Source organism: Pseudomonas sp. 91RF (genome assembly GCF_003576265.1).
GTDB classification, from domain to species: Bacteria; Pseudomonadota; Gammaproteobacteria; order Pseudomonadales; family Pseudomonadaceae; genus Aquipseudomonas; species Aquipseudomonas kribbensis.
The window spans coordinates 130,950-155,452 of record NZ_QWFC01000034.1 but is presented as its reverse complement, the minus strand read 5'-3'; the positions used below and the strand labels follow the sequence as shown (position 1 = coordinate 155,452).

Genomic DNA, 24,503 nt, shown 5'->3' with positions numbered 1-24,503 from the left:
AGATGTGTATAAGAGACAGCTTCACGACATGGCATTACTGACTGAACACGAACAACGCAAGGTCGCCGAGGCCATCGCCCGGGTCGAGCGCGACACCGACGCCGAACTGGTGACGGTGCTCGCGGCCCGCGCCGATGACTACGCGTACATTCCGTTGCTGTGGGCCAGCCTGCTGGCGCTGGTTGTGCCGGGTATCCTGCATTACCTGACCGGGTGGCTGACCATGCACAGCCTGTTGCTGGTGCAGTGGATCAGTTTTGTCGTGCTGTGCCTGGTGTTTCGTTTGCCCAAAGTCACCACCCATCTGATCCCGCGCCATGTCCGCCACTGGCGCGCCTCGAACCTGGCGCGGCGGCAGTTTCTCGAACAGAACCTGCATCACACGGTGGGCAGCACCGGCATGCTGATTTTTGTCTGCGAGGCCGAGCGCTATGTGGAGATTCTGGTGGACGAAGGGATTTCCAGACGGCTGGACGACAAGAGCTGGGACGCGATTGTCGCGGCGTTTACCGAGCAGGTGCGCCAGGGCCAGACGTTGCAGGGGTTCGTGACCTGCATCGAGGCGTGCGGCGAGTTGCTCAAGGTGCATGTGCCGGTGACGCAGGTGAGGAATGAGTTGCCGAATCGCCTGGTGGTGCTGGGATAAGCCGTTCGGGAAATTAGCCGTGCCCTCGAACGCCATCCCCCCTAAACTAGCGGCCATTCCCGATTTGCCCGTCCGAGGCCGTTTTCTGCATGTCTGCCACCGCCGTTTCCACCCCCGATCACCACGCCCGGTTCATCGAGCTGCTGCAAACCAGCCTCGAACAGAACGGTTTCATCAAACTGGTGCTGGCCAAGTACGTCGGCGAAGAAGCGGACCTGCAGCGGATCATCATCAAACCGGTGACGGTCAAGGCGCAGCCGAACCTGTCGTTCGTGTATCGCTACAAGACCCGCGACATCACCAAGAACCTGCCGCTGGACGAGGCGGTGGCGATGATTGCCGAGCTGCTGCCGACGGCGTTCAAGAATGCGCATTTGCTCACGTTGACCGACGAAGCCCAGCTCGAATACAGCAAAAAGGGCAAGAGCTCGCTGTTCATGAGCAAACCCCAGCAATTGCGTGAGGTGCCGTCCGCCGAGCATAACCGCGAGAAAAACCGCTTCCTCGAGTTGAGCCGTCCGTTCCTCAAGGATCTGGGCGTGACCAATGCGCAACACGAGCTGATCCCGGCGATGTCGCGCAAGTGGAAGCAGATCAACAAGTTCATCGAAGTCTTCAGCCACGCGCTGACGTCGTCGCCGCTGGCCCTGGACAAACCGGTGCGGGTGGCGGATTTCGGTTCGGGCAAGGGTTACCTGACGTTCGCCATCTATGACTATTTGCGCAACACGTTGAAGGCCGAGGGCGAAGTCACCGGCGTCGAACTGCGCGAAGAAATGGTCAAGCTGTGCAACACCGCCGCACAGAAACTCGACCACCCGGGGCTGGTGTTCAAGTGCGGTGATGTGCGGAGCGTGGCGCCGAGCGAGCTGGAAGTGATGATCGCTTTGCATGCCTGCGACATCGCCACCGACTACGCGATCCACACCGGCATCCGTTCCGGCGCCTCGATCATCATGTGCTCGCCGTGCTGCCACAAACAGATTCGCCTGCAGATCCAGAGCCCGGCGCTGCTCAAGCCAATGCTGCAATACGGTCTGCATCTGGGCCAGCAGGCGGAAATGGTCACTGACAGCCTGCGTGCGCTGTTCCTCGAAGCCTGCGGTTACGAGACCAAGGTGTTCGAGTTCATCTCGCTGGAACACACCAACAAGAACAAGATGATCCTCGCCGTGAAGCGCGCCGAGCCGGTGGACCCGGCCCAGCTGCTGGTGAAGATTCAGGAACTCAAGGCGTTCTACCACATCAGCGAGCACTGCCTCGAAACGCTGCTGCTCGCCGATGGTTTGCTGCCGCTCAAGGCTTGAACTGAACCCCGGCCGGTAACGTGCCCGGTTGAGCCGGGCGCACCGCGGTCTTGCGCCCGAGCATCACTGTCGCGATCACCCCGCAGGCGAACAGCCAGGTGATCGGCTCCACGTGTTCGCCGAAGAACAGCGCGGAAAACGCGATGGTGAAGAAGATCTGCAACAACTGGATCTGACTGACCCGGGCAATGCCGCCCATGGCCAGCCCGGCGTACCACGCGAAAAACCCCAGGAATTGCGAGAACAGCGCGACATAACCGAAAGCCCACCAGGTTTTCGTCGACACCGCGCCCTGATGCTGCAATGCCAGATACAGCACCGGGCCGATCAGCAACGGCGTCGACAACACCAGCGCCCAGCAGATCACCTGCCAGCCGCCCATCTCCCGGGCCAGACGCCCGCCCTCGGCATATCCCAGACCACCCACCGCAATCGCACCCAGCATCAGCAAGTCACCGGCCTGAATGCTGCCGGCGCCGGTGTACAACGCATAACCCAGCACCAATGCACTGCCCAACGCGGCGCAGGCCCAGAAGGCTTTCGACGGACGTTCATGGGACAGCCACGCGGCATACAGCGCCACGCACAGCGGCTGCAAACCGTTGACCAGCGCGCCGTGGGACGCCGGCAAGGTCTGCATGGCCCACGCCGACAGCACCGGGAAACCGAGAATCACCCCGGCGATCACCAGGCTCAGGCCTTTGACCTGTTGCCAGGTCGGCCACTTTTCCCGTCGCCACAACAACAGCAATGCCGCTGGAATCGCCGCGAACAGTGCCCGGCCCAGGCCATTGAGCAACGGATGCAGTTCCTGCACCACGATGCGGGTGAAGGGCAGGGTGAGGCTGAAGATCACAACGCCGAGCAGGCCGAGGGCCATGCCGGTGTTTTCGCGCGAAGACATGATGGCAACCAGATTCGAAGGTGGCAGGGAGGTGCATTCATCTAGCCACAAAGCGCGCCAATCGTGCTGTTACAGTCAGGCGCAGAGTTATCCATACAGTTTGCGGACGCTGGCGCGGCTCTTGGACTACTTTGAATACTCCTGTGCATTCACCAGAGGAGTCCTGTCCATGGCCGCGAAAAAGATTCTGATGCTGGTTGGCGATTACGTCGAAGACTACGAAGTGATGGTGCCGTTCCAGGCCCTGCAAATGGTCGGGCACACCGTGCACGCCGTGTGCCCGGATAAAGCCGCCGGCAAGACCGTGCGCACCGCGATTCATGATTTCGAAGGCGATCAGACTTACAGCGAAAAACCCGGTCACCAGTTCGCCCTGAACTTCGACTTTGCCAAGGTTGACGCCAAGGATTACGACGCACTGCTGGTGCCCGGTGGTCGTGCGCCGGAATACCTGCGGCTGAACGAAAAAGTCCTGGAACTGGTGAGGGCTTTCGACAAGGCCGGCAAGCCGATTGCTGCCGTCTGTCATGGCGCACAACTGCTGGCGGCGGCGGGGATTCTCGAAGGACGCGAATGCAGCGCCTATCCGGCCTGCGCCCCGGAAGTGCGGCTGGCCGGCGGCACCTACATCGATATTCCGGTCACGGACGGCCATGTCCAGGGCAATCTGGCCACCGCGCCTGCCTGGCCGGCGCATCCGAAATGGCTGGCCGGGTTCCTGGGGTTGCTCGGGACTAAAATCACCCTGTGACCCATCGATAAGGAGACGCAGCATGTCCGGATGGTATGAGTTGAGCAAAAGCAGCAACGGCCAGTTCAGGTTCGTGCTGAAAGCGGCGAATGCCGAAACCATTCTGACCAGCGAGTTGTACACCTCTCACAGTGCCGCCGAAAACGGTATCGCTGCGGTGCAGGGCAACAGTCCGCTGGATGAGCGCTACGAGAAGAAAACGACGAAGGACGGCCATCCCTACTTCAACCTCAAGGCGGCCAATCACCAGATCATCGGTAGCAGCGAGTCCTATTCTTCGGACGCCGCGTGTGCCAAGGGCATTGCTGCCGTGAAGGCCAATGGAGCGACCAAGGTGATCAAGGACAAAACCCTGCCTGTCCTCTGAGTTCACTGAAGATCCAAATGTGGGAGCGAGCCTGCTCCGGGCGGCGATCCGACGATGAGGTCATCAGTTCCGACAAAGATGTCGACTGATTAACCGTCATCGCGAGCAGGCTCGCTCCCACAAGGTTGATATGTGGCTTGAAATCAGCGCAAGGTTTTGAGAATGGCCTGCAACTGATCACGCCCGGCCTCGCTCAGCGGGAACACCGGCAGGCGTGGATCACCCACTTCCAGCCCGGTGTCACGCAGCCCGGCCTTGATCGTCGCCGGCAAGCCGCCCTTGAGGATGAAGTCCAGCAACGGCAACTGGCGGTAGAACAGCTCCCGCGCCTTGCCCAGGTCTCCCGCCAGCGTGGCTTCGTACAGATCCAGGTTGAGCTGCGGAATCAGGTTCGGCGCCGCCGTGCACCAGCCCTTGGCCCCGGCCGCGAAGGCTTCCAGCGCCAGCGGGTTGCAGCCGTTGTAGAACGGCACCCGGCCTTCGCCGAGCAATTGCAGCTTGTGCATGCGCTGGATGTCGCCGGTGCTCTCCTTGACCATGGTCACGTTTTCCACGCCGTTGACGATGCGCAGGATCAGCTCCACCGACATGTCGGTGCCGCTGGTGGCCGGGTTGTTGTAGAGCATGATCGGCACGCCGATGCTGTCGCCGATGGCGCGGTAATGGGCGAGGATTTCCGCTTCGGTGAGCTTCCAGTAGGACGCCGGCAGCACCATCACCACGTCGGCGCCATGGGCTTCGGCGAAACGGGCGCGGCGCACGGCGTTGGCGGTGGTCAGGTCGGACACGCTGACCACGGTCGGCACCCGTTTGGCCACGTGCTTGAGGCTGAATTCGGCGACCTGATCCCACTCCGCATCGCTCAGGTAGGCGCCTTCGCCGGTGCTGCCCAGCGGCGCGATGGCGTGTACGCCGCCGGCGATCAGGCGGTCGATCGAACGGCCGAGGGCCGGCAGGTCAAGACCTTCGCCGTTGGCGCCGAACGGTGTGATGGTGTAGCCGATGATGCCGTGAATATTGGACATGAGAGTGCTCCGCAAGGATGAGGTGTTCAGTTCAGGCAATCGGCGTGCTGGCGCAGGTTCTGCCGGGCGTAGTAGTTGAAGGCAGCGGCGTGGCGTTTGGGCTTCGACACCCAGTCATGGGCCTCGCGACCCAGTTCGGGAATGATCGGTTTGATCGTCCCGGCGGCCATGGCCAGCAATTGCAGTTTGGCGGCGCGCTCGATCAATTGCGCGATGACACAGGCTTCCTCGATGGTCGCCCCGGTCGACAGCTGACCGTGATGGGAAAGCAGGATCGCCCGTTTGTCGCCCAATGCCCCGGCAATCAGTTCGCCTTCTTCGTTACCGACCGGGACGCCCGGCCAGCCTTCAAGGAACGCGCAGTCGTCGTACAGCGGGCACAAGTCCATGTGGGAAATCTGCAACGGTACTTCCAGCATCGACAGCGCGGCAATGTGCGTCGGATGGGTGTGAATGATGCAGTTCACGTCTGGCCGGGCCCGATACACCCAGCTGTGGAATCGGTTGGCCGGATTGGCCATGCCGTGACCTTCGAGCACTTCCAGGTCTTCGTTGACCAGCAGCAGATTGCTCGCGGTGATTTCATCGAACCCCAGCCCCAGTTGCTGGGTGTAGTAAGTGCCCGGCTGCGGGCCACGGGCGGTAATCTGCCCGGCCAGGCCCGAATCGTGGCCGTTCTCGAAGAGGATCCGGCAGGTCAGGGCCAGCTTTTGCCGGTCCGTCCACGTATTATCCGCCAGGCTTTTTTGCATCTGGGTCAGCGCTTGCTTGACCAGTTCGTCTTTGGGTAGTGCTAATGTCTTCGCCATATCCGTGTCCTGTGGTGGTTGCCATGGATGACACTTAAGAGGCTATATGACACTTTGTGTCATTGGCAAGGACAAATCGTCTTTCCTTTGCTGGATTAATCGCTTCGCATGTCTATCCGTTTGAAATTATTGAGAAAAAAACTTGGCATAACCCTTGAGGCCCTGGCCGAGAAATCCGGCATGACCAAGAGTTACCTGTCGAAAGTCGAACGCGGGTTGAACACGCCGTCGATTGCCGCCGCGCTGAAACTGGCGAAAGCACTGAACGTGAAAGTCGAGGAATTGTTCTCCGAAGACAACGTCAGCCTCGACAGCTACAGCCTGGTGCGCAGCCACGAACGCCAGTCACTGGCGGCCAACGATCACAGCCCCGGTTACGCGGTGCTGGCCCATCAGGTCAGCGAACGCAGCCTGCTGCCGTTCATCATCTATCCGCCGACTGAATTCACCGACAAGACCTTCAAGGAGCATCTGGGCGAGGAGTTTCTGTTCGTCCATGAAGGCCGGGTCGAAGTGGACTTCATGAACGAACGGGTACTGCTGGAGCGGGGCGACGCGCTGCACTTCAATGCGCAGAAACCGCACCGGATCCGCTCGGTGGGCGAGGAGCAGGCACAACTGCTGGTAGTCGTGCACAGCAGCGAAGACTGAGTTGATTGGACGGACGCCATCGCTAGCAGGCTAGCTCCCACCGGGAAGTGCATTCCAGCTGTGGGAGCTAGCCTGCTAGCGATGACGCCATAAGCGTCTCCACTAGACCTCGACCGGCACCGAAAGCTTCGGATGGCCCAGCGCATGGCTCTTGGAGTCAAAGAACCGCAATTCGGCGCCCGTGCCCTCGAACACCTTCGCGTAATGCCGCTTCTGGTGCTGGATGAACGCCGCGCTGCGCGGGTAGATCGAGATCGCCACGGTTTTCGGTTTCGCCAGCCGCAGGGCACGCACGATGTGGCTGTCCTGCTCGCCCAGGGCGTGGCCGAAGATGCACAGGCTGTCGCCATGTTCGAGCAACTGGTCGTAGCAGAACGACAGGTAATCGGAGCTGCGGATGGTCTTGAGCTTGTCCGCGCTCGGACCTTCGTTGACGAACAGCGGCACGTCGTCGAGGGTCTTGAGGGTGTTGTTGATCGCGAAACTGCCGAGCAGCGTGCCTTCGGTCGCGGTCAGTTTGCGGGCGCTGCCGTCCTGGTTGCGCACCAGATGCAGACCTCCGTGCAGGTACAGCAGACGCGGCTTGTCGGTGCTGCTTTCGCACAGATCGAAGCTGGCGTCCGGGCCGTTGAACAGGTCGTCGATGGCCTCGCCCCGGTGTTGCAGGGCCCAGTAGTTGAGCAGGTCGTAATTGGTGGTGAACACCGTGCGATAACTGGCCAGCTCGCGGTTCAGGATCGTCAGGGTCGACGCTTCGACCAGTCGCCACGGAATGTGCAAATCGTGGACGGCGTTGATCAGCGCTTCCTTGATCGCGTAGTAGCGATTGCGCGGCGCGGCCGAGCTGACGGCCAGTGCCTTGTTGACCCGGCTGGTGGTTTTCAGCGCGCCGAGCACCTGCTCGAAACTGCGCGTCTGCATCGCATCGAACACGCTCAGCTCCGACGGGCTCAGCGGCTTTTCTTCCACCGTGCGGGCGTTTTCGAACAGCGAGTCGTAGCCGAAATCGTCCCACACCGCGCGGCTGGCGCCGTTGCCCACCAGCAAGCCGCTGAAGTTGGTGGTGGCGCGTAACGCGTTCCAGTCTTCGAGGGTGGCGTCGACATCCAGAAAATCGGTCATTGCAAGGCACGTCTCAAAACAAGGGGCAGATGGGCGGCGACTTTATCACGAGCGGGCATTGAGCCAGATCAACATCCGCCGTGACCGATCGGTCGATCCTGTATGCATCCGCCGGATCGCAGGAGTCGATCCGGCCCCTGTCAGGAGACGCGCCATGAGCAGCACCTTTTTCATTCCCGCCGTAAACATCATGGGCAGCGGCTGCCTCGACGAAGCCATGAATGCCATCCGCAACTATGGTTTTCGCAAGGCGCTGATCGTTACCGACGCGGGCCTGGCCAAGGCTGGCGTGGCGACGATGATCGCCGAGAAACTGGCGATGCAGGACATCGATTCGGTGATCTTCGACGGTGCCAAACCCAACCCGAGCATCGCCAATGTCGAGGCCGGGCTGGCGCTGCTCAAGGACAGTCGCTGTGATTTCGTCGTGTCACTCGGCGGCGGCTCACCCCACGACTGCGCCAAGGGCATCGCCCTGTGCGCGACCAACGGCGGACAGATCCGTGACTACGAAGGCGTCGATCAATCGGCCAAGCCGCAATTGCCGCTGATTGCCATCAACACCACCGCCGGCACCGCCAGCGAGATGACCCGCTTCTGCATCATCACCGACGAAACCCGCCATGTGAAAATGGCCATCGTCGACCGTAATGTCACGCCGCTGCTGTCGGTCAACGACCCGGCGCTGATGGTCGCCATGCCGAAAAGCCTGACCGCCGCCACCGGCATGGACGCGCTGACCCATGCCATCGAAGCCTACGTGTCCACGGCCGCCAACCCGATTACCGACGCCTGTGCGCTGAAGGCGATGACCCTGATCAGCAACAACCTGCGTCTGGCGGTACGCGACGGCAGCGATCTGGCGGCGCGGGAAAACATGGCGTACGCGCAGTTTCTCGCCGGCATGGCGTTCAACAATGCATCCCTCGGTTACGTGCATGCGATGGCGCACCAGTTGGGCGGTTTCTACGACCTGCCTCACGGGGTGTGCAACGCGGTGTTGCTGCCCCATGTGCAGACGTTCAACGCGCTGGTCTGCGCTGATCGCCTCACCGATGTGGCCCACGCCATGGGCGCCGACATCCGTGGTTTTAGTCCGGAGGAGGGCGCAAAAGCCGCGATTGACGCAATCCGTTGCCTGGCCAAAGACGTCGACATCCCCGGCGGCTTGCGTGACCTCGGCGCCAAATGCACCGACATCCCTGTTCTTGCCGCCAATGCCCTGAAAGACGCCTGCGGTTTCACCAATCCACGGGCGGCGGATCAGCGGCAGATCGAGGAAATTTTCCGCAGCGCGTTTTAAGCGGACTGACGATCGGGCGTGAACCTCGTGCAGAGCACCGCGCCCGCCGCCAGAACGCAACACAGCAGCGACAGCGGCCACGCGTGTGGACCGGCCAACAGGCTGGCCACCGCGCCGATCAACGCGGCCATCAATTGATGAATGAAACCACTCAGGGCCATTGCGTAAGCGCCGGCAATCGGCGCTCCATCATTGGCCCGTGACAGGCTGATCGGATAGTTCAGCGACTGGCCGAACACGGCGACGCAGTAAGGCAACCAAAGCAACCAGGCAAGGGAGCTGACCAACAGGCTGCCAGCCAGCATCACCCCGCTTCCGGCCATCACCAGGCCCACACCCGACGCCATCAACCGATGCTGACCGGTACGCAGCACAAAGCGATTGACCGCCAGCGCCCCCAGAAAATACGCCGCACTGATCGGCCAGCCCAGCAGCCCGTAGTCGGTCGTCGACCAACCGAACGGGCCTTGCAGAATCAACGGCGCAGCGCTGTTGAACGCGATGATCACGCCATAACCCAGACCACCCGCGAGCGCCGGCAGAAGAAACGCCCGGTGAGTCAGAATCCTTCCGTAGACCGCCCAGGGCGACACGGTTGCGGGGACTTCGACGAGATCCGGAAAGTTCAGGCGCGAGACAATCGCGGCCATCAACAGGCTGACCGCACCCAGCAGATAGAAAATCGCCTGCCAGCCCAGCGTCACCTGAATCAGCGAGCCGGCGTATTGGCCGATCCCGAGCGCGACCACAAACGAAATCGAAATCCACGACAACGCTTTCGCCAGCAGATCGCCCCGGAAACTGTCTCGGATCAGCACCCGCGCCATCACCGAAATGCCACTGGCGCCGATCCCTTGAAGCAGTCGCAACAGCAGGAACGACTCCAGCGTCGAACCCAGCGGCAACGCCAGGTTCGCCAGCCCGTAAATCCCCAGCGCCGCCAGCAACACCGGTTTGCGCCCGATCCGTTGTGCAAGGCTGCCCCAGAGCAACATTGGCAATGCCATGCCGATCAGGTACAGCGACAAGCCCCAGGCCACCTGCGTTGCATCGACTTGCAAATGGCCGGCGATCTGCGGCAACGCCGGCAGGTAAATGCTCATGCCCAACTGGGCGAGGAACACGGTGGAGCAGGTGATGAGCAGGATGAGGCCGGGGGTCATGAGTCGTCCGTGAAGGTTCAGCGGTCGCGATGGCCGCGGTGAGTCAGTAACAGTCCGGTGATCAAATCACAGAATTGATGGATCAGTGTCGATTCCATGTCGGCGCGCAGGGTCACGCGGATTGCGGCTTTACCTTGAGCCACCACCGGGAAGAACACGGCGCTGGTGAAAAAGCCGTGTTCGGCCAGTTCAATGGCGATGCGAGTGGCCAGCGCGGCCTCGCCGCAGTTAATCAGGCGAATGGCCATGGAGCTGCCGTGCTGTTCGGTGCTCAACAGACTGTCGAACAGGCGAATATTGGCCTGGAGCCGAACCTGCAACGCGCGCAGCTCTGCACTGCGATGCAGCTGGATCGAGGCAAGGCCTGCACCGATGGCCGCGCAATTGAGGCTTTGCGACCAGTTGCTCGGCCCGCCGTAACGCTGGATCAGTTTCCGCTGCCGCTCATTCCCGAGCATCACCAGACCACCGCTGGCCCCGAACGATTTGGCCAGTGACGCGACGATCAGGCAGTCCTCATCCAGCGTCGGCATTCTCGGCCGTACGAGACCGGCGCCATTGCTGCCGACCGCCGACAACGCGTGGGAGTCATCGAGATATAGAAACAGGCCGTAACGTTCTTTCAGGTACAGCAGACCGTCCAGATTGGCCACGCCGCCCATGCTGTAGGCACCGTCGGCGATATAGGCGACGGTGGTGTGGCGCTGGCACACCGCTTCGAGAAAATCCATGTCGTTGTGGGGGCAGGTCAGCACGCGGGTTTCATCGGCGCAGCTGGCCTTCAGGTGATTCATCGAATAGTGAGCCAGACGATCGAACACCATCACCGGTGGACGGTTGTGCGTAAACGCGCCGCTGGCCAGCAATGGCAGGATCCCCGCACTCGCGGCGCTGCAGGACAGAGTGCTCAGACACACGGCTCCAAACAATTGCGACAGCTCGCTTTCGTATCGGTCGAGCAGCGCCAGTTTGCAGCGGTTTTTCGAATTGGCAACGCGCAGTGTGCCGGTTTCCCGTAACGCCGCGATGGCGCCTTCCAGCAGGGCGGGATGGTGATCGAGACCCAGATAGGACGTGGTGCAGAAATGATGGAACTGGCGCCCGTGCTGATCGAGCAACTGGTTGCAGCCTTTGACTTCGACATTGAGGGCGGCGATTTTTCCGGCTTCGGCGGCCTCCCAGTCGTGGTCGGCCAGCGCGATGACTTTGCGGTAGTTGGTGAAGGTATGGGCGGTGGTATCGGGCAGATGGTTCAAAGCAGCTCTCCTTGAGCATGGCAATCCATGGGGTGTTGCAATTTGTGTGTGTTGCCAGACTTTACAGAGCGCGACTTCGGGTCAGAATCGGCCATATCCGATAGCGCTGAGGGCTGTTGGAGTTTTGCTTGTAGGGCGATACCCCGCAGGGTTGTAAGGCGGTGAAATGCCCGACAACCCTGGTAGTGAAGGGCTTGCCGTTGCCCTGTTATCCCGCGGCGGTGGCGCTTTTTTCCAGCGCCGGGGAAAACTGGATCAGCACCACGCCCGCCATCAGCAACACTGCGCCGAATACCCGGGGCAACGTAAGTTGCTTCTCCAGCAGCCCGAACAACCCGAAGTGATCCAGCACCATCGATGCCAGCACCTGTCCGGCCAGTGCCAGCGCGACAAAACCCGATGCCCCGAGTTTCGGCACCAGCACCACCGCCAGTGCCACAAAACACACCCCGAACGCGCCACCGGCCCACATCCACAGCGGCGCCTTGCCGATGAATGCCAGCGATGGCAATGGCAAGCGCAGCGCGATAATCACCGGCAACAACACCAGCACGCTGACCAGCAAGGACGCCAAAGTCGCCCACAAGGGATGGCCCAACCCTCGGGCCAGATTGGTATTGATTGCACTTTGAAACGGGACGACAGCCCCGGCCACTGCCGCCAGCAGCAACAGGCCGGCCCACTGCAACGTACTCATGATCGTTCTCCAGCAAGGTTTTGCTGGACTCTAGGGTATTCGTCGCGCAGATTTAAATTCTGTTTTGTCATGCGGAACATGCATCAAATGAATGATCTTCGGCGCATCGATCTCAACCTGCTGGTGATCCTCGACGCCTTGCTCAGCGAGCAGCACGTCACCCGTGCGGCCGAGCGTCTGCACTTGAGTCAACCGGCGGTCAGCCATGCTTTGGCCCGGTTGCGCGACTTGCTTGGGGATCCGCTGCTGGTGCGGGCCGGTGCGGGACTGGCGCCCACCGCACGGGCGCTGGAACTGGTTGCGCCGCTGGCCGAAGCCCTGGCTCAGGTGCAATCGCTGCTGGCGCCGAACACTTTCGACCCGGCCAGCGCCCGCCGGACCTTTCGGCTTGCGATGTCGGATTATGGGGCGGCGATCATCTTGCCCGGCCTGATCCGCACGTTGCGCGCGGAGGCTCCGGGCATTGATCTGCAAATCAGACACGCCAGCCGCGAGGGCATGGTCGAAGGGCTGCTCAACGGCGACATTGATCTTGCTGCCGGTGTGCTCCCGGAATTGCCCGGCGAGTTGTGCAGCACGCCGCTGTTCGAAGAGCGTTATGTCTGCCTGCTGGATCGCCAAAGCCTTCCCGCCTCAGGTGTTCTCGACCTGCCAACCTACCTTTCCCGTCCCCACGTCCTGCTGGAAATGCGCGGCAGCGGCACGCCGGAAATCGAACGTACCCTGACCGCCCTGCGCGAGCGCCGCCGCGTTGCCGTCAGCCTGCCGCACTGGAGCGTTGCGCCGCAGTTCATCAGCGGCACAGATCTGATCCTGACCGTGGCCTCGCGGACGCTGAAGGATGTGGATGACGACTCGTTGATCATCGTGCCGCCGCCGTTCGAGATCGCACCATTTACCTTTGTCTCGGCATGGCACAAGCGGCGGGGCGGGGATCAGGCGTTGAACTGGTTGAATCGGCGGATCGGGGAGGGGATAGTGCGCGGCTGAAACTTTAAGGAGCGGGGCGTGACAGTGAAGTCTGGGGTGATGTTGGGGCTGACGCTGTGTGGGGCGTTGCTGGCGGGGCAGGCGTTGGCTGATTGTGTGCCTGCGCCGGTGGCGAACCCGCGGGATTTTTCTGTTTGCAAGGATTGGCCGGCTTATCCCGGACTGACGCTGAATGCGGTTTCGAAGTTTGAGCCGGATCCGGTGTATGGCAAAACCGGTGATGTCGGTAGTTACGACCTTGCTCTTTCTGTCGTTTCGGTCGAGGTTTCAGAACCTCTGGCCACCTATTACAAGCCTTCTGCATTCTTGTCCGATGCCTTCGCGCTGGAAAGTGTGGAGTTCGATACCGCGCGCTACAAATTGACCCCTGAAATTCGGGCTTTTGGTGTACGGTTCGTTTTCAAAGGCTCTTCCCGCATCAATCCCATGGATGAGACTTCGCTGTCCCTTTACGTGAAAGAGGGCGACACGTTACGGCCAGTTCTGGATCGGCTTGTGATGTATCGCTACAACGGAGAGTGGGATGGAAATTGTGCGGGCGAACGCGCCAGTACCCTGCGCACTATCGAAATTGGAAAGACCAGTTCTCATGGTTACGCCGATCTGATCGTCAAATCGGTGACGACGGGAGTTGTTGGAAAAGGTGATCCAGGCACTTGTGAAGAGAAAACCACAACCGGTAAACCTGTGCTGACAACCCTTCACTACGACGGAAAATCCTACGTCTTGCCTAAAGGTTTCCAGGCCATCGAGTGATACAGAGCCAACGCGACTTATTTCAAGGAAGAACAATGCTCACCCCGACCCGACTTCTCATCGCCCTCGGCTTTCTTGCCATTACCAACCAGGCCCACGCCGCCTGTGAGGTGAAAAAGTTCGACGGGCATTCCCTGTCACGCTGCAAAGTGTGGCCAGCTTTCCCGGACAAGGCTATCTCGGCAAAATCCACATTCGTGTCCGACTCCGAAGGTGACCACGACGGCGTGTTCGACCTGGAACTGTCGCTCCTGAACGCTGCCAATGCCAAACCGCTGGCAACCTACGTCAAGCCTGGCGCCTACAACTCCGACGCGATCAGCTTCGATGACTTGAAGATCGATACCGCTCGATACCGTCTGGCGTCGGACGTTCGCGCTTTTGGCCTGCGTTCGGATTTCGCCGACCATCTCTCAAGAGCCAATCCCTACGCGAAAACCGATCTGGCGCTGTATGTACGCGAAGGCAGCAAATTGCGGCCGGTGCTGGAAGGTCTGGTTATTCGCAAGGAATTTGGTGAGGGTAGCGGTGAGTGCGATACCAAAGACACGAAAATCCTCAGGACCGTGGAAATCGGCCCATCCAGCCATAATGGCTTCGCTGACCTGATCGTTTCCTCAAGTGGTGTGGTGTACACCTCGACCCAGTCAGGCAAAGAGTGTGTTTCCAAAACCACCGATCTGAAAAACACCCAAATCACCCTGACCTACGACGGCAAGCAATACACCCTCCCCGAAGACCTGCGAGGTTACTGACAGATGCTTACCGGTCTCAACCACCTGACCCTCGCCGTCACCGATCTGGACCGTAGCCTGGCGTTTTACCGCGATGTCCTCAAGCTGCGAGCCGAAGCCACGTGGGACGCCGGTGCCTACCTGTCGCTCCCGGGCCTGTGGTTGTGCCTGTCGCTCGATGCGCAACGCCAACCCGAGCCCGCCGCCGACTACACCCACTACGCCTTTAGCCTCGGCGCGGCGGATTTCCCGCTGTTCGTGCAACAGCTTCGTGCCGCGAACGTGCAGGAGTGGCGCGACAACCGCAGCGAAGGTTCGTCGTTCTACTTCCTCGATCCGGACGGCCACAAGCTCGAAGCCCATGTCGGCGATCTGGCCTCGCGACTGGCCGCGTGTCGGCAAAAGCCCTACGCGGGGATGCGTTTTTTCAACGAGTCGTGAATATTCACAAACCGCTGGGATAGACTGGCGGCCACGTTTTCCGGCGCTTGCAGGTTTTCCATGACTCCATCGTTGCTTATGGCCGTGCTGGCCTCGGGTTTCATCTACGGCATCACGCCGGGACCGGGTGTGCTGGCGGTGTTCGGCATTGGCGCCGCGCGCGGTCGTCGGGCCGGGGCCGGATTCCTGTGCGGGCATCTGCTGGGCGATGTGATCTGGTGCAGCACCGCGCTGATCGCGATTGTCGGCGCCCGGGAAATCGGCAGCACCGCCTTCGATGTGCTCGGTGTACTCAGCGGTCTGTACCTGTTCTGGCTCGGCTGGCGCGCGGTGCGGGCCAAACGCAGCAACGGCGATCAACCCCAGGGCGCGGCGCGTCAGCCGTTCTGGCACGGCATCCTGTTCGGCCTGACCAACCCCAAGGCCTACCCGGTGGCGGTGGCGACGTTCACCGCGTTGCTGTCGAGCCGCGCCGAACTGCTCAACTGGTCGATGCTGCCGATGCTGATCGCCTTGAGCTTCCTGGGCGGATTGCTCGCCTACGCTATTCTCATTGGCGTTGTCGGCGCCCGTCAGGTGCGTACGCTGTATCAACGCCATGAACTGGCCATCACCCGGTTGTGCGGGGTAATGTTCATCGGTTTCGCCATCAATGCTCTGGTGCACGCGTTGCCGGGGCTGATGCCGAGCAAGACTTGAAAAAAATCGCCGGGATGCGAGGTCGAGGTCAGGGACGGTTGATCAGTGCTGCATTGCCCGGACACCCACGCTGAACCATGGAAAGCCGAAATTCTGCGCCCTTGGCGAGTTACATCGATCTGTTGCTGGACGCCGTTTGTGCGGTCGACAAACAAGGTCGCTTCGTTTTTGTCAGCGCAGCCTGCGAGCGGATTCTCGGCTACACCCCTGACGAGCTGATCGGCCAGTCGATGATCGACTACGTCTATCCCGCCGACCGTGAACGCACCTTGGCCGCCGCCAGCGACATCATGGGCGGCGAGCCCAAGCACAATTTCGAAAACCGCTACGTGCGCAAGGACGGCAGCCTTGTGCACATCCTCTGGTCGGCACGCTGGTCGGAAGTCGATCAACTGCGCATCGCCGTGGCCCGGGACATTACCGAGCGCAAACTCGCCGAGTCCCGTCAGGCCGCGTTGTATGCGATCTCCGAAGCGGCCCATGCGGCGGAGGATCTGCTGGCGCTGTTCAAACGTATCCACACGATCATCGGCGAGTGGCTGCCGGCGCTGAATTTCTCCGTGGCGCTGTATGACGAACACTGCGCAAAACTGAATTTCCCCTACCACGTCGACGATGACGAGTTGCAACCGGAGCAACCCGGCACCGTGACCGGTCGGCTGTGCGCCGAAGTGATCCGCAGCGGCCAGCCGATCCTGCTGACCCCGGATTGCCCGCAGGCCCCGGCAGGCTTCGAAGCCTTGGTGGCGGGGCAGCAATCACCGTGCTGGCTCGGTGTGCCGCTGAATTCAAAAAACGGCACCATCGGCGCCCTGATCGTCAAAAGCCTGCCCGGCGGCGAGCGCTACACCGAGCGCGACAAGGAACTGCTGCAATACGTCTGCGCCCAGGTCGCCACCGCCATCGAACGCCAGCAGTTGCACGCCCGCCTGCGGCGCATGGCGCAATACGATCAACTGACCCAATTGCCCAATCGCGAATTGTTGCGTGATCGACTGAAGGCTGCACTGGCCAGCGCTCGGGAAACCTCGGGGCACATGGCGCTGCTGTATGTCGATCTGGATCGCTTCAAACAAGTCAACGACACCTTCGGCCACGGTGTTGGCGACATGCTCCTGCAGACCGTGGCCAACCGCCTCAAGGGCTGCGTGCGCGAGACCGACACCGTGGCGCGGATCGGCGGTGACGAGTTCGTGGTGCTGCTGCACAGCGTCCACGCCCCCGACGATGCCGACAGCGTGGCGGAAAAAATCCGACAGGTGCTGGTGCAACCCATGCGTCTGGATGGGCACAACCTGCACATTGAGCCGAGCATCGGTGTCGCCCGTTTTCCCGAGCATGGCCATCACGAGCAGCAACTGTTTCGCCACGCCGATCAGGCCATGTACGCCGCCAAACGGGAAAATCATCGGGCGCGGGACATCTGACTGGCGGCCGCCGTTCGTCGCGGCAACGGCAACTTTTCTAAACCTTTGAGGGCTGCCTTTTTCTCAACTTAGGCGGGCAACAGCTCGCTTACGATCAATACCAAGAGGTAGAGAATCATGCCTAACTCAAGAAACTCGAACTCGGGAAACTTTGCCAACGATCGAACGAAGGCCTCTGAAGCCGGTCGCAAGGGTGGGAAAACCACCACCACGACTGTCGATAAAGAACCTAAAACTGAAATGGGCCGCAAGCCCGCTCAGAAATCGAAGTAGTCGGCGAAGGTTGTTTTGATTGAGAGGCGGGGGCGCAAGCTCCCGCTTGAATTTGCCGAGAAGGAGGGCGCGACCATGAGCCGGATGGCCACCCGAGTACGCCACATCGGTTTTGTCACCCTGCTGGGCCTGAGTGCCGGCAGCGCATTTGCCCAGTCGCCCGCCGACTTCATCAACGAAGCCTCGGCCAAAGGCATGGCCGACATCGAGGCCAGCCGCCAGGCCCACAGCAAGGCCGAATCCAAAGAGGTCAAGGATTACACCATCGTGGTCATCAACGACCGCACCACGGCCAACCAGCATCTGGCGAAAATCGCCAAGAAACTGGACCTGCCCATCGCCCCTCGTGAAGAAATCGCCGACAAGGCCAAGGCGCTGATTCCGGAGGTGAAGGACGGCGCGTCTTTCGATCAGGCATACGCCGCCAGCCAGGTCAAAGCCACGGAAGAAGCCATCGAACAGATCCAGCAGGAAGCTCAGACAACCGAAGTGCCGGAGATCAAGGCTTTCGCCGACGAGACCCTGCCGAAGCTTCAAAGCCACCTGGAAATGGCGCGGGCGCTGCAAGCCAGTCGCTGAAACCGCAGCAATAAAAACGGCGCTCATGGCGCCGTTTTTGTTTGCTTCAACATTCGTTCAGATCCTGCTTTGGTTTGCTCTTGTCGCCTAGCCCCTCAAGATTGAAAACTTCACCCTCGCCCAGCATCCGGTAGTGCTTGCGCAATGCCTCAAGCTGTTTGAGGTCCAGCGCTTCCAGCCCGAGCATCGCGTTCTGCGCCTCTTTGGTCACTAGCAGCAGCTCGTCGATTTTCAGATGCAGGATGTCGGTATCACGGTTCTGGGTGTTCTGGATCAGGAACACCATCAGGAACGTGATGATCGTGGTCGAGGTGTTGATGATCAGTTGCCAGGTGTCGTTGTAGTCGAAAATCGGCCCGCTCAACCCCCAGAGCCCGATCAGAATCAAAGCCCCCATGAACGTCTTCGGACTGCCGGCCCAGAGTGCGAGCGTCTGGGAAATCTTTGCGAATTTCATGGCGGTGTTCCTTGTGGAGGGAGCTTGAAATTCAGACAGCGGGGGAGGGAGGAAAATTCTGTCTACCGATGCTTGCGGTCGATGGGAAATGATTGCCCTGCATCAGGGTTTTAGCGGGAAGACTTTCATTGTCTGGGTTTGCGTCTACGATCAAATGGCAATCAATTTGCCAGCATGCGAGTGCACGGATAGAAACCCAGTCAGAGGCCGCTCATGGAATTCTTCGAAAAATTAGCCAGTCTTGCCGCCAAAGTCCGGTTGCAGAGCGCTGCAATTCAGACTGAAGAGGCAACAAAAAATGCGTTTGTCATGCCCTTCATCAGTACGGTTCTGGGTTACGACGTATTCGACCCGACAGAGGTGACGCCGGAGTTTGTCTGCGACATCGGCACGAAGAAGGGCGAAAAAATCGATTACGCGATCATGAAAGAAGGCGAAGTGCAGATCCTCATTGAGTGCAAGAAGATCGGCGAGCCCTTGCACATCAATCACGCCTCGCAGCTGTTCCGTTATTTCCACGTCACCAGTGCCAGAATTTCCATTCTCACCAATGGCCAGGTCTACAAGTTCTTCACCGATCTGGATGCGCCGAACAAGATGGATGAGAAGCCCTTCCTTGAACTGGATCTTCTGGATATCGATGAGTATTCGGTGCCAGAACTCATCAAACTCACCAAGTCCGCATTCGACGTCGAGTCGATCATCAATGCCGCAGGTGAGTTGAAGTACGTCAGCCAGATCAAGAAGGTCATCGCCTCGCAGGTCAGCAAACCGGATGACGACTTCGTTAAAGTTTTCGCTTCCCGAGTCTACGACGGGGTTATTACGCAGAAGGTGCGGGATCAGTTTCATGAGCTGACGAGAAAGGCAGTCGTACAGTTCCTGAATGATCAGATCAATGACCGTCTCAAGTCCGCCATGAGTGGAGCGATCCAGCCGGCGTTGGCATCTATTCCGACGGTAGCCAGTGGAACAGATCCGGTCGAGTCTCGTGATGAGTCAGACGACAAGATCATGACCACTCTGGAAGAGCTGGAGGGTTATCACATTGTTCGGGCAGTCGTTCGATCAATTGTCGATGCCAAACGAATCGTACAGCGTGACACCCAGAGTTACTTCGGAATCTTGCTCGATGACAACAACCGAAAACCGATTTGTCGCCTGCACTTCAATCGTTCGCAAAAGTACATTGGCATTTTCGACGAAGAGAAAAACGAAACTCGCCATCCCATTAGCTCGGTAGACGATATCTACGAGTATTCGGAGCAGTTGAAGAAGACAGTTGGCTATTACGACTAGTGTGGAGTCTTTCAAAAAACCGGCCATCGGCCGGTTTTTTTATGGAAGCGAGGTCCTCGAAAAGAAACACTCAATGCCGCCGCGTCTTAAGTCGGATAGGGAATGCACAGGGAGTCGATGTATCGTAGCGAACCACTGCAAAAGTCCTGACAGGAGAACGCAATGACCTGGTCCGCCAAGCAATACGTCGCTTTTGAAGATGAACGCACCCGCCCGGCCCGTGACTTGCTGGCGGCGATTCCCACGGGGGAGGCGCGCTCCGTGGTCGATATCGGTTGTGGTCCCGGCAACTCGACCGAGCTGCTGGTGGAGCGTTTTCCGGGGGCGAAAGTGCAGGGGCTCGACAGCTCGCCGGACATGATCGAGGCCGCGCGCAAGCGTCTGCCGCAGTTGCAGTTCGAGGTGGCGGACATTGATAAGTGGGCCGATGCAGGGCCGTTCGATGTGATCTTCGCCAACGCGGTGTTGCAGTGGGTGCCGGATCACGGGACGTTGTTGCCGGCGCTGGCGGGCAAGTTGGCGCAGGGTGGCAGTCTGGCGATTCAGATGCCGGACAACCTTAACGAGCCGTCCCATCGGTTGATGCGCGAGGTTGCTGCCAACGGGCCCTGGGCCAGCAAACTGGCAGGCGCGGCGGGGCAGCGGACCGAGATGTCGGATGCCAGTGCTTATTTTTCGATGCTGCGTCCGCATTGCGCGCGGGTCGATGTGTGGCGCACCACCTATCACCATCAGTTGGCGGGCGGGGCTTCAGGCGTGGTCGAGTGGTTCAAGGGCAGCGGTTTGATTCCGTTCCTCAGCCCGCTGACGGAAGCGGAGCGGGCGGAGTATCTGGCGCACTATCTGGCGGAGGTTGCGAAGGCTTATCCGGCGCTGGCGGATGGTTCGGTGTTGTTGCCGTTTCCGCGGTTGTTCATCGTCGCCACACGTTGAAATGAAAAAAGGGCCGATTGGATCGGCCCTTTCCTTTTGCGGTCAGCGCTGTACGGCGACCAGCATCATCATCGGCCGTTCGCGCTCCTCGGCGAGCGCCGGTTGTGCGGCCACTTCTGCATCGCTCGGGCCCCATTCGTTGACGTGTTGAATCGTGAAGCCTGCGCCGATCAACGCATTGAGTAGCGTGCCGACCGTACGATGCTGTTTGATCACTCCGTCCGCCAGCCAGTTCGTAACCCGCTCGCCTTCCATCTGATAACTGTCCAGCGGCCAGCGCTTGTTGCCCTCGCTGTCGACCAGCCAGCCCGGGTTGCGCGGCGCCATGAAGATCGGGTGCTCGATGGAAAACACGAAGTGCGCACCGGGTTTCAGCGCCGCATGCAGCTTGGCAAACAGCCCCGAGAGGTCCTTGATGTAGTGCAGGGCCAGCGAGCTGTAGGCCAGATCGAATGTGCACGTAGGCAAGTCGAGCTGTTCCAGGTCGGCACGCTCATAACGAATGTTCGCGGCCGAGGTGGTTTCCTTCGCCCGTTCGAGCATTTTCTCCGAGACATCCAGCCCCAGCACTTCGGCTGCGCCCTGTTCGCTGGCCCAGCGGCAGAACCAGCCGTAGCCGCAGCCCAGATCCACCACCCGCAAACCGTGCAGGGAGGGCAACAAGGCTTTCAGCGCCGGCCATTCCGGCGCGGCATCGAGGCCGCCGATGGAGCGGTTCATCTGGCTGTAGCCCTGGAAAAAATCGGGGTCGTCGTAGATGTTCTGGGTCATGGTTTGGTGCTCGTCTGAATTTGATTCGGGTGGCTCAACGGCCACGATTTGAAGTCCCTCGAAACGTGATGGCGCGTATTCGTCGATGGCCGCGCAGGGGGAGGGTGGTGGGTGATGGGGAAATGCTAGCGGGTCATGGCGAGCGTGAGAACCGACGGAGTGTTGGGGATCTGTAAACGCGGTTTTTCGATTCGGGATGTTTAAAGAGTGGGTCCAGTTTGCTGATCCTTCCCACACGGTTTTCAGGTTGTCCGTCGGAAGTGCGGGCTCTAGCCTGTGACGGTCGCTGATGAATCGGCGATCGGGATTGGAACCCCGAGGAGAGTTGGAACGTACAATCGTTATTCATGACGTATGCTGCGCACCTTGAATGTGTGCACTCTGTTATGGCGGCTGTGCGCGGGAGACCTTCGGGTCTGCCGGGTTGTCTCTCCCCGGGTTCCAACCTGCGTACAGCTGCCTCCTTTCGCGTGGAACCGAATGGGTCAGCTCAAACTTGTACTTTGAGAGATGAAATCATGTTCAAACCAACGCCGAATCCACCCGAAGTCGAAACCGATCCAACCTCCCCCTACACCTCAATCGACTCCAGAAAACTCAACGACGCCGCCAACCGCGCCCTCGATCACTACCTCTGCCCCGGCGCCCATGTCATGGGCACGACCAACCAGCCTGAACCGATGTTCCTCGCCAACCCGGCCTACAACACCGAATCCCTGCTCGCCAACGCCTGCGAATCCCTGGGCTCGGCCAGCGAAATGCTCAGCAACTTCGCCGCCGTGCTCGATCCGTCCCATCGCAAGACAGCACTGGGGATCGCGCAGGTCGTGATGCTGGGGGAATTGGCGGTGAATCAGGCGCTGGATCATGTTGAGGTGAAGCGCTGAATTGCAGCTGTTCTGGCAGGCATAAAAAAACCGGTCATCGCGACCGGTTTTTTGGTTTTCGTATCCCTGGATGATTTCTGTCAGGAAACGCCCGAAAGCAAACTTTCATAAGGAATTCGCAATCCATCGTGAAGGCGTTTGATCATCGACAGGCTCAATTTTCGTTTGCGGTTCAGTACTTCTGACACGCGTCCGCTGGTACCAATGAAAGGCTCCAGATCACGCGGAGTCAGGCCTTGCTGTTCCATGCGAAATTTAATTGCCTCAATCGGATCAGACGGCGGTATTGGGTAATGTTCTTCTTCGTACTTCTCGATGAGTAGCACGAGGATTTCCAGTTCATCACCTTCAGCCGAGCCGATCTCGGCTCCCCAGAGCTGTTCTACTCGTGTCAACGCCGCAGCCAGATCTTCCTGGCTACGAATTGGCTTGATGTTCATTACACGGTCTCCGCGTTGATCTGGTCATACTGGGCATGGGTGCCGACGAACCGGATGAAGCCAAGCTGCCGCTGGTAATCAATTGCCAGAATCACTCGATATTTGTTTCCACCGATATTGAAGACAACCCTTGCACCCTTGAGGATGCTGGCTGTTCTGAGCTCGGCCTTGATCTCTTGTGGCGTGCGGTAGAGGGCCTTTTCCATATGGCGATACCATTCAACCAGCGGGGTCTGGGAATCAAGATGAGCTGGATTGCTCTCCCAAAATTCCCGCAAGGTTGCTCTTGCAATTATCCGCATCCATGCCTCCTCCCGTTTTGGGAGATAGTAGTCTTCGCCTAACAGAGATGCAATCTCTGATATCCATTGAGCAAAGCGGGTGAGTCGCTTTGTCGTAAGCGTAGGGGCCCACGTTGAAGCATGTGATCTGAATTATTTATCAAGGAATGACGGCCTGAGGGCTCATCAAAAACGGACATTAAAAAACCGGTCATCAGGACCGGTTTCTCAATTTAGCTTCAACCTTGCTGCAACACCTTGAGCGCCGCCGAGGCCAGGAATCCGGAGCGGCTTTTCTCTTCCGGGTGGTGCAACACGTATTCATCAATACGGTTCAGCAGGTAGCCCGGTAATGTGATGTTGAGTTTCTGGGCTTTGCCCAGGTATTTGGTTACATCGATGTCCACCAACGCCCACGTGCAGCCAGCGTATTTTGGATTGGCGGCATGCAGCGTGACCTTGTTGGCTGGCGGGATCGGGGAACCGTCCTCGGCCAGAATCTCGAAATGGCCTTCGATGGCTTCGCGAGCCATGGCCATTGCGTCGTCCAGGTCATCTCCAGCGGAGAAGCAGCCCGGAATATCCGGCACCTCCACTCCCCAGGCATGCCCTTCATCACCCACTGAAATCGCGATCGGGTAAAGCATATGTCGTCCTCCACGGCGCAGTTGACCGAACGAGTCAAAGCAACGCCTGTTGCAAAATGCTGATGGCCGTTTTCTTGAGCAGATCCTTCTTCGGGTGAGGCACTGTGACCAGACCAGGTTTGGTCGGATGCTTGAAGTGATGGTGACTGCCCCTGATGCGCACCAGATACCAACCGTCTGCGACGAGCTGGCCAATTAGAAAACGGCTGTTCACAACACCTCCTTGTGGTGTGCTTGGTGGGTACTATACCCACGATTTTTTCTCGATCAACACTATCACCACCGAGCGGTCATCGTCCTTTGATGGGGCTGGTGTTCACGAAGGAGTCTAGGGGGGGATACTTCAGCGGGATGGGGAGTGTATTGCAGGCCGTTGCTGCGAAATGAAACTGGCACAAAAAACCGGTCATCAAGACCGCTTGGATTCGGGTGGGGTACTACTGCGGCACAGCGAACACTGCGCTGGCACGGGCAACCATTCGATCACCGACATGCAACCCGACAGTGGCAAACGCCAGTTGCCGTCCTTTCTTGGAGTGCTCAACGCGTACCTCGAGCCACTCATTGATCTGCACCGCGCTGAGATAGTCCAGGGTCATGCTCGCCGTGATCAATGGCAGGGGAGGGTCGCTGGAGAATGCCATGGCGTAACCCATGCCGACGTCCGCCAATGTCGCCAATACACCGCCATGCAACGTGCCCCGTCCATTGGCATGTCGTGAGTCTGTCCGCAGACCGATTTCAAGTTGCAGGCCGCTGCCTCTGGTATAGATCGGGCCAAGCAAGTCGAGCAGCGGACTGCTGCGGGTCAGCGGAGTGAAGCCCTCGGGAATAGCAGTGTCGTTCATGGTCAATCCCTGTGCCGGTTGGTTACCGGCTTCTTTGGCC

31 protein-coding genes are annotated in these 24,503 nt (G+C 59.6%); 17 read left to right on the top strand and 14 right to left on the bottom strand.

From position 1 onward, the window contains the following. The first annotated feature begins 28 nt into the window (after positions 1–28). Both DXT77_RS19185 and DXT77_RS19180 read left to right on the top strand, forming a co-directional pair. The gene (locus tag DXT77_RS19185) at positions 29–646 is read left to right on the top strand and encodes a TPM domain-containing protein (RefSeq protein WP_119428784.1); all 618 of its coding nucleotides are present in this window, start codon (positions 29–31) and stop codon (positions 644–646) included. An 89-nt stretch (positions 647–735) separates the two neighbouring features. Next, positions 736–1,953, top strand: a complete 1,218-nt coding sequence (locus tag DXT77_RS19180; protein WP_119428783.1) for an SAM-dependent methyltransferase — start codon at positions 736–738, stop codon at positions 1,951–1,953. Here the strand turns inward: DXT77_RS19180 and DXT77_RS19175 are convergent. Then, positions 1,943–2,857, bottom strand: a complete 915-nt coding sequence (locus tag DXT77_RS19175) for a DMT family transporter (protein ID WP_119428782.1) — start codon at positions 2,855–2,857, stop codon at positions 1,943–1,945. The genes DXT77_RS19180 and DXT77_RS19175 overlap by 11 nt on opposite strands. 169 nt (positions 2,858–3,026) lie before the next feature. Between DXT77_RS19175 and DXT77_RS19170 the strand changes: the two genes are divergently transcribed. After that, positions 3,027–3,608: a DJ-1/PfpI family protein gene (locus DXT77_RS19170; protein WP_007957909.1), complete on the top strand. Its 582-nt coding sequence runs from the start codon at positions 3,027–3,029 to the stop codon at positions 3,606–3,608. Between the two features lie 22 nt (positions 3,609–3,630). After that, positions 3,631–3,975, top strand: coding sequence for a YegP family protein (locus DXT77_RS19165; protein ID WP_119428781.1), 345 nt, complete (start codon positions 3,631–3,633; stop codon positions 3,973–3,975). Positions 3,976–4,118: 143 nt separating this feature from the next. Here the strand turns inward: DXT77_RS19165 and DXT77_RS19160 are convergent, their stop codons facing one another. Both DXT77_RS19160 and DXT77_RS19155 read right to left on the bottom strand, forming a co-directional pair. Continuing rightward, on the bottom strand, positions 4,119–5,000 hold the full coding sequence (locus DXT77_RS19160; RefSeq protein ID WP_119428780.1) for a dihydrodipicolinate synthase family protein: 882 nt from the start codon (positions 4,998–5,000) through the stop codon (positions 4,119–4,121). Positions 5,001–5,026: 26 nt separating this feature from the next. Next, positions 5,027–5,809 (bottom strand): aldolase, encoded by a 783-nt coding sequence (locus tag DXT77_RS19155; protein ID WP_115076854.1) that lies wholly within the window; start codon positions 5,807–5,809, stop codon positions 5,027–5,029. Positions 5,810–5,917: 108 nt separating this feature from the next. On the opposite strand from DXT77_RS19155, the gene DXT77_RS19150 reads away from it, so the two are divergent. Continuing rightward, positions 5,918–6,460 (top strand): helix-turn-helix domain-containing protein, encoded by a 543-nt coding sequence (locus DXT77_RS19150; protein ID WP_119428779.1) that lies wholly within the window; start codon positions 5,918–5,920, stop codon positions 6,458–6,460. A 102-nt stretch (positions 6,461–6,562) separates the two neighbouring features. Here DXT77_RS19150 and DXT77_RS19145 read toward each other — a convergent pair whose 3' ends face one another. Next, entirely contained in the window at positions 6,563–7,582 is a 1,020-nt protein-coding gene (locus DXT77_RS19145) for a DUF4917 family protein (RefSeq protein ID WP_119428778.1), read from the bottom strand. 154 nt (positions 7,583–7,736) lie between these two features. On the opposite strand from DXT77_RS19145, the gene yiaY reads away from it, so the two are divergent. Then, positions 7,737–8,885, top strand: coding sequence for an L-threonine dehydrogenase (gene yiaY / locus DXT77_RS19140; RefSeq protein WP_114881759.1), 1,149 nt, complete (start codon positions 7,737–7,739; stop codon positions 8,883–8,885). Here the strand turns inward: yiaY and DXT77_RS19135 are convergent. The 3 genes from DXT77_RS19135 to DXT77_RS19125 all read right to left on the bottom strand — a co-directional run bounded on the left by DXT77_RS19135 (position 8,882) and on the right by DXT77_RS19125 (position 12,001). Further along, positions 8,882–10,048, bottom strand: coding sequence for an MFS transporter (locus DXT77_RS19135; RefSeq protein WP_119428777.1), 1,167 nt, complete (start codon positions 10,046–10,048; stop codon positions 8,882–8,884). The two genes, yiaY and DXT77_RS19135, sit on opposite strands and share 4 nt — an antisense overlap. A 17-nt stretch (positions 10,049–10,065) precedes the next feature. Beyond that, positions 10,066–11,295 (bottom strand): aminotransferase class I/II-fold pyridoxal phosphate-dependent enzyme, encoded by a 1,230-nt coding sequence (locus tag DXT77_RS19130; RefSeq protein ID WP_372238680.1) that lies wholly within the window; start codon positions 11,293–11,295, stop codon positions 10,066–10,068. A 217-nt stretch (positions 11,296–11,512) separates the two neighbouring features. Continuing rightward, complete coding sequence (locus DXT77_RS19125; protein ID WP_119428775.1) at positions 11,513–12,001, bottom strand: DMT family transporter; 489 nt, start codon at positions 11,999–12,001, stop codon at positions 11,513–11,515. Between the two features lie 78 nt (positions 12,002–12,079). Between DXT77_RS19125 and DXT77_RS19120 the strand changes: the two genes are divergently transcribed. From DXT77_RS19120 to DXT77_RS19085, 8 genes are all read left to right on the top strand, one after another. Further along, positions 12,080–12,991, top strand: coding sequence for a LysR family transcriptional regulator (locus tag DXT77_RS19120; RefSeq protein WP_178083478.1), 912 nt, complete (start codon positions 12,080–12,082; stop codon positions 12,989–12,991). A gap of 18 nt (positions 12,992–13,009) precedes the next feature. Further along, positions 13,010–13,747, top strand: coding sequence for a hypothetical protein (locus DXT77_RS19115; RefSeq protein ID WP_119428773.1), 738 nt, complete (start codon positions 13,010–13,012; stop codon positions 13,745–13,747). Between the two features lie 35 nt (positions 13,748–13,782). Then, on the top strand, positions 13,783–14,502 hold the full coding sequence (locus tag DXT77_RS19110; RefSeq protein ID WP_119428772.1) for a hypothetical protein: 720 nt from the start codon (positions 13,783–13,785) through the stop codon (positions 14,500–14,502). Between the two features lie 3 nt (positions 14,503–14,505). Further along, complete coding sequence (gene fos, locus DXT77_RS19105; protein WP_119428771.1) at positions 14,506–14,922, top strand: fosfomycin resistance glutathione transferase; 417 nt, start codon at positions 14,506–14,508, stop codon at positions 14,920–14,922. A 60-nt stretch (positions 14,923–14,982) separates the two neighbouring features. After that, positions 14,983–15,621 carry a LysE family translocator gene (locus DXT77_RS19100; RefSeq protein ID WP_085729973.1) on the top strand — a complete coding sequence of 213 codons (639 nt, stop codon included), beginning with the start codon at positions 14,983–14,985 and terminating at the stop codon, positions 15,619–15,621. Positions 15,622–15,698: 77 nt separating this feature from the next. Further along, positions 15,699–17,048, top strand: a complete 1,350-nt coding sequence (locus DXT77_RS19095) for a bifunctional diguanylate cyclase/phosphodiesterase (RefSeq protein ID WP_085710207.1) — start codon at positions 15,699–15,701, stop codon at positions 17,046–17,048. Between the two features lie 117 nt (positions 17,049–17,165). Then, on the top strand, positions 17,166–17,321 hold the full coding sequence (locus DXT77_RS19090) for a KGG domain-containing protein (RefSeq protein WP_082302357.1): 156 nt from the start codon (positions 17,166–17,168) through the stop codon (positions 17,319–17,321). 75 nt (positions 17,322–17,396) lie between these two features. Further along, positions 17,397–17,900, top strand: coding sequence for a DUF4142 domain-containing protein (locus DXT77_RS19085; RefSeq protein WP_119428770.1), 504 nt, complete (start codon positions 17,397–17,399; stop codon positions 17,898–17,900). Between the two features lie 46 nt (positions 17,901–17,946). Here DXT77_RS19085 and DXT77_RS19080 read toward each other — a convergent pair whose 3' ends face one another. After that, positions 17,947–18,357, bottom strand: coding sequence for a low affinity iron permease family protein (locus DXT77_RS19080; RefSeq protein WP_119428769.1), 411 nt, complete (start codon positions 18,355–18,357; stop codon positions 17,947–17,949). A 213-nt stretch (positions 18,358–18,570) separates the two neighbouring features. Between DXT77_RS19080 and DXT77_RS19075 the strand changes: the two genes are divergently transcribed. Further along, a complete protein-coding gene (locus tag DXT77_RS19075) occupies positions 18,571–19,656 on the top strand; it encodes a type I restriction endonuclease (protein ID WP_119428768.1) in 1,086 nt (361 codons plus the stop codon). A 162-nt stretch (positions 19,657–19,818) separates the two neighbouring features. Further along, the gene (tam, locus tag DXT77_RS19070) at positions 19,819–20,589 is read left to right on the top strand and encodes a trans-aconitate 2-methyltransferase (RefSeq protein ID WP_119428767.1); all 771 of its coding nucleotides are present in this window, start codon (positions 19,819–19,821) and stop codon (positions 20,587–20,589) included. Positions 20,590–20,631: 42 nt separating this feature from the next. On the opposite strand, the gene DXT77_RS19065 is transcribed toward tam, so the two are convergent. Further along, complete coding sequence (locus tag DXT77_RS19065) at positions 20,632–21,360, bottom strand: bifunctional 2-polyprenyl-6-hydroxyphenol methylase/3-demethylubiquinol 3-O-methyltransferase UbiG (protein WP_119428766.1); 729 nt, start codon at positions 21,358–21,360, stop codon at positions 20,632–20,634. A gap of 518 nt (positions 21,361–21,878) precedes the next feature. On the opposite strand from DXT77_RS19065, the gene DXT77_RS19060 reads away from it, so the two are divergent. Then, a complete protein-coding gene (locus tag DXT77_RS19060) occupies positions 21,879–22,247 on the top strand; it encodes a DUF6124 family protein (protein ID WP_119428765.1) in 369 nt (122 codons plus the stop codon). An 80-nt stretch (positions 22,248–22,327) separates the two neighbouring features. Here DXT77_RS19060 and DXT77_RS19055 read toward each other — a convergent pair whose 3' ends face one another. The 5 genes from DXT77_RS19055 to DXT77_RS19035 form a co-directional block, all read right to left on the bottom strand. Beyond that, the gene (locus DXT77_RS19055; RefSeq protein WP_065257616.1) at positions 22,328–22,687 is read right to left on the bottom strand and encodes a type II toxin-antitoxin system HigA family antitoxin; all 360 of its coding nucleotides are present in this window, start codon (positions 22,685–22,687) and stop codon (positions 22,328–22,330) included. Further along, positions 22,687–22,989: a type II toxin-antitoxin system HigB family toxin gene (locus DXT77_RS19050; RefSeq protein WP_085683209.1), complete on the bottom strand. Its 303-nt coding sequence runs from the start codon at positions 22,987–22,989 to the stop codon at positions 22,687–22,689. The genes DXT77_RS19055 and DXT77_RS19050 overlap by 1 nt, the downstream gene beginning before the upstream one ends. Before the next feature lie 218 nt (positions 22,990–23,207). Continuing rightward, the gene (locus DXT77_RS19045) at positions 23,208–23,615 is read right to left on the bottom strand and encodes a type II toxin-antitoxin system HicB family antitoxin (RefSeq protein WP_085710213.1); all 408 of its coding nucleotides are present in this window, start codon (positions 23,613–23,615) and stop codon (positions 23,208–23,210) included. Between the two features lie 34 nt (positions 23,616–23,649). Then, the gene (locus tag DXT77_RS19040) at positions 23,650–23,829 is read right to left on the bottom strand and encodes a type II toxin-antitoxin system HicA family toxin (protein WP_085710214.1); all 180 of its coding nucleotides are present in this window, start codon (positions 23,827–23,829) and stop codon (positions 23,650–23,652) included. 223 nt (positions 23,830–24,052) lie between these two features. After that, a complete protein-coding gene (locus DXT77_RS19035; protein WP_039772722.1) occupies positions 24,053–24,463 on the bottom strand; it encodes a PaaI family thioesterase in 411 nt (136 codons plus the stop codon). Between the last annotated feature and the right edge of the window lie 40 nt (positions 24,464–24,503).

Excerpts from the sequence above, each read along its gene's own strand:
- DXT77_RS19185 (WP_119428784.1), top strand. The coding sequence starts at position 29 with ATGGCATTACTGACTGAACACGAACAACGCAAGGTCGCCGAGGCCATC.
- DXT77_RS19180 (WP_119428783.1), top strand. The coding sequence starts at position 736 with ATGTCTGCCACCGCCGTTTCCACCCCCGATCACCACGCCCGGTTCATC.
- DXT77_RS19175 (WP_119428782.1), bottom strand. The coding sequence starts at position 2,857 with ATGTCTTCGCGCGAAAACACCGGCATGGCCCTCGGCCTGCTCGGCGTT.
- DXT77_RS19170 (WP_007957909.1), top strand. The coding sequence starts at position 3,027 with ATGGCCGCGAAAAAGATTCTGATGCTGGTTGGCGATTACGTCGAAGAC.
- DXT77_RS19165 (WP_119428781.1), top strand. The coding sequence starts at position 3,631 with ATGTCCGGATGGTATGAGTTGAGCAAAAGCAGCAACGGCCAGTTCAGG.
- DXT77_RS19160 (WP_119428780.1), bottom strand. The coding sequence starts at position 5,000 with ATGTCCAATATTCACGGCATCATCGGCTACACCATCACACCGTTCGGC.
- DXT77_RS19155 (WP_115076854.1), bottom strand. The coding sequence starts at position 5,809 with ATGGCGAAGACATTAGCACTACCCAAAGACGAACTGGTCAAGCAAGCG.
- DXT77_RS19150 (WP_119428779.1), top strand. The coding sequence starts at position 5,918 with ATGTCTATCCGTTTGAAATTATTGAGAAAAAAACTTGGCATAACCCTT.
- DXT77_RS19145 (WP_119428778.1), bottom strand. The coding sequence starts at position 7,582 with ATGACCGATTTTCTGGATGTCGACGCCACCCTCGAAGACTGGAACGCG.
- yiaY (WP_114881759.1), top strand. The coding sequence starts at position 7,737 with ATGAGCAGCACCTTTTTCATTCCCGCCGTAAACATCATGGGCAGCGGC.
- DXT77_RS19135 (WP_119428777.1), bottom strand. The coding sequence starts at position 10,048 with ATGACCCCCGGCCTCATCCTGCTCATCACCTGCTCCACCGTGTTCCTC.
- DXT77_RS19125 (WP_119428775.1), bottom strand. The coding sequence starts at position 12,001 with ATGAGTACGTTGCAGTGGGCCGGCCTGTTGCTGCTGGCGGCAGTGGCC.
- DXT77_RS19120 (WP_178083478.1), top strand. The coding sequence starts at position 12,080 with ATGCATCAAATGAATGATCTTCGGCGCATCGATCTCAACCTGCTGGTG.
- DXT77_RS19110 (WP_119428772.1), top strand. The coding sequence starts at position 13,783 with ATGCTCACCCCGACCCGACTTCTCATCGCCCTCGGCTTTCTTGCCATT.
- fos (WP_119428771.1), top strand. The coding sequence starts at position 14,506 with ATGCTTACCGGTCTCAACCACCTGACCCTCGCCGTCACCGATCTGGAC.
- DXT77_RS19100 (WP_085729973.1), top strand. The coding sequence starts at position 14,983 with ATGACTCCATCGTTGCTTATGGCCGTGCTGGCCTCGGGTTTCATCTAC.
- DXT77_RS19095 (WP_085710207.1), top strand. The coding sequence starts at position 15,699 with ATGGAAAGCCGAAATTCTGCGCCCTTGGCGAGTTACATCGATCTGTTG.
- DXT77_RS19090 (WP_082302357.1), top strand. The coding sequence starts at position 17,166 with ATGCCTAACTCAAGAAACTCGAACTCGGGAAACTTTGCCAACGATCGA.
- DXT77_RS19085 (WP_119428770.1), top strand. The coding sequence starts at position 17,397 with ATGAGCCGGATGGCCACCCGAGTACGCCACATCGGTTTTGTCACCCTG.
- DXT77_RS19080 (WP_119428769.1), bottom strand. The coding sequence starts at position 18,357 with ATGAAATTCGCAAAGATTTCCCAGACGCTCGCACTCTGGGCCGGCAGT.
- DXT77_RS19075 (WP_119428768.1), top strand. The coding sequence starts at position 18,571 with ATGGAATTCTTCGAAAAATTAGCCAGTCTTGCCGCCAAAGTCCGGTTG.
- tam (WP_119428767.1), top strand. The coding sequence starts at position 19,819 with ATGACCTGGTCCGCCAAGCAATACGTCGCTTTTGAAGATGAACGCACC.
- DXT77_RS19065 (WP_119428766.1), bottom strand. The coding sequence starts at position 21,360 with ATGACCCAGAACATCTACGACGACCCCGATTTTTTCCAGGGCTACAGC.
- DXT77_RS19060 (WP_119428765.1), top strand. The coding sequence starts at position 21,879 with ATGTTCAAACCAACGCCGAATCCACCCGAAGTCGAAACCGATCCAACC.
- DXT77_RS19055 (WP_065257616.1), bottom strand. The coding sequence starts at position 22,687 with ATGAACATCAAGCCAATTCGTAGCCAGGAAGATCTGGCTGCGGCGTTG.
- DXT77_RS19050 (WP_085683209.1), bottom strand. The coding sequence starts at position 22,989 with ATGCGGATAATTGCAAGAGCAACCTTGCGGGAATTTTGGGAGAGCAAT.
- DXT77_RS19045 (WP_085710213.1), bottom strand. The coding sequence starts at position 23,615 with ATGCTTTACCCGATCGCGATTTCAGTGGGTGATGAAGGGCATGCCTGG.
- DXT77_RS19035 (WP_039772722.1), bottom strand. The coding sequence starts at position 24,463 with ATGAACGACACTGCTATTCCCGAGGGCTTCACTCCGCTGACCCGCAGC.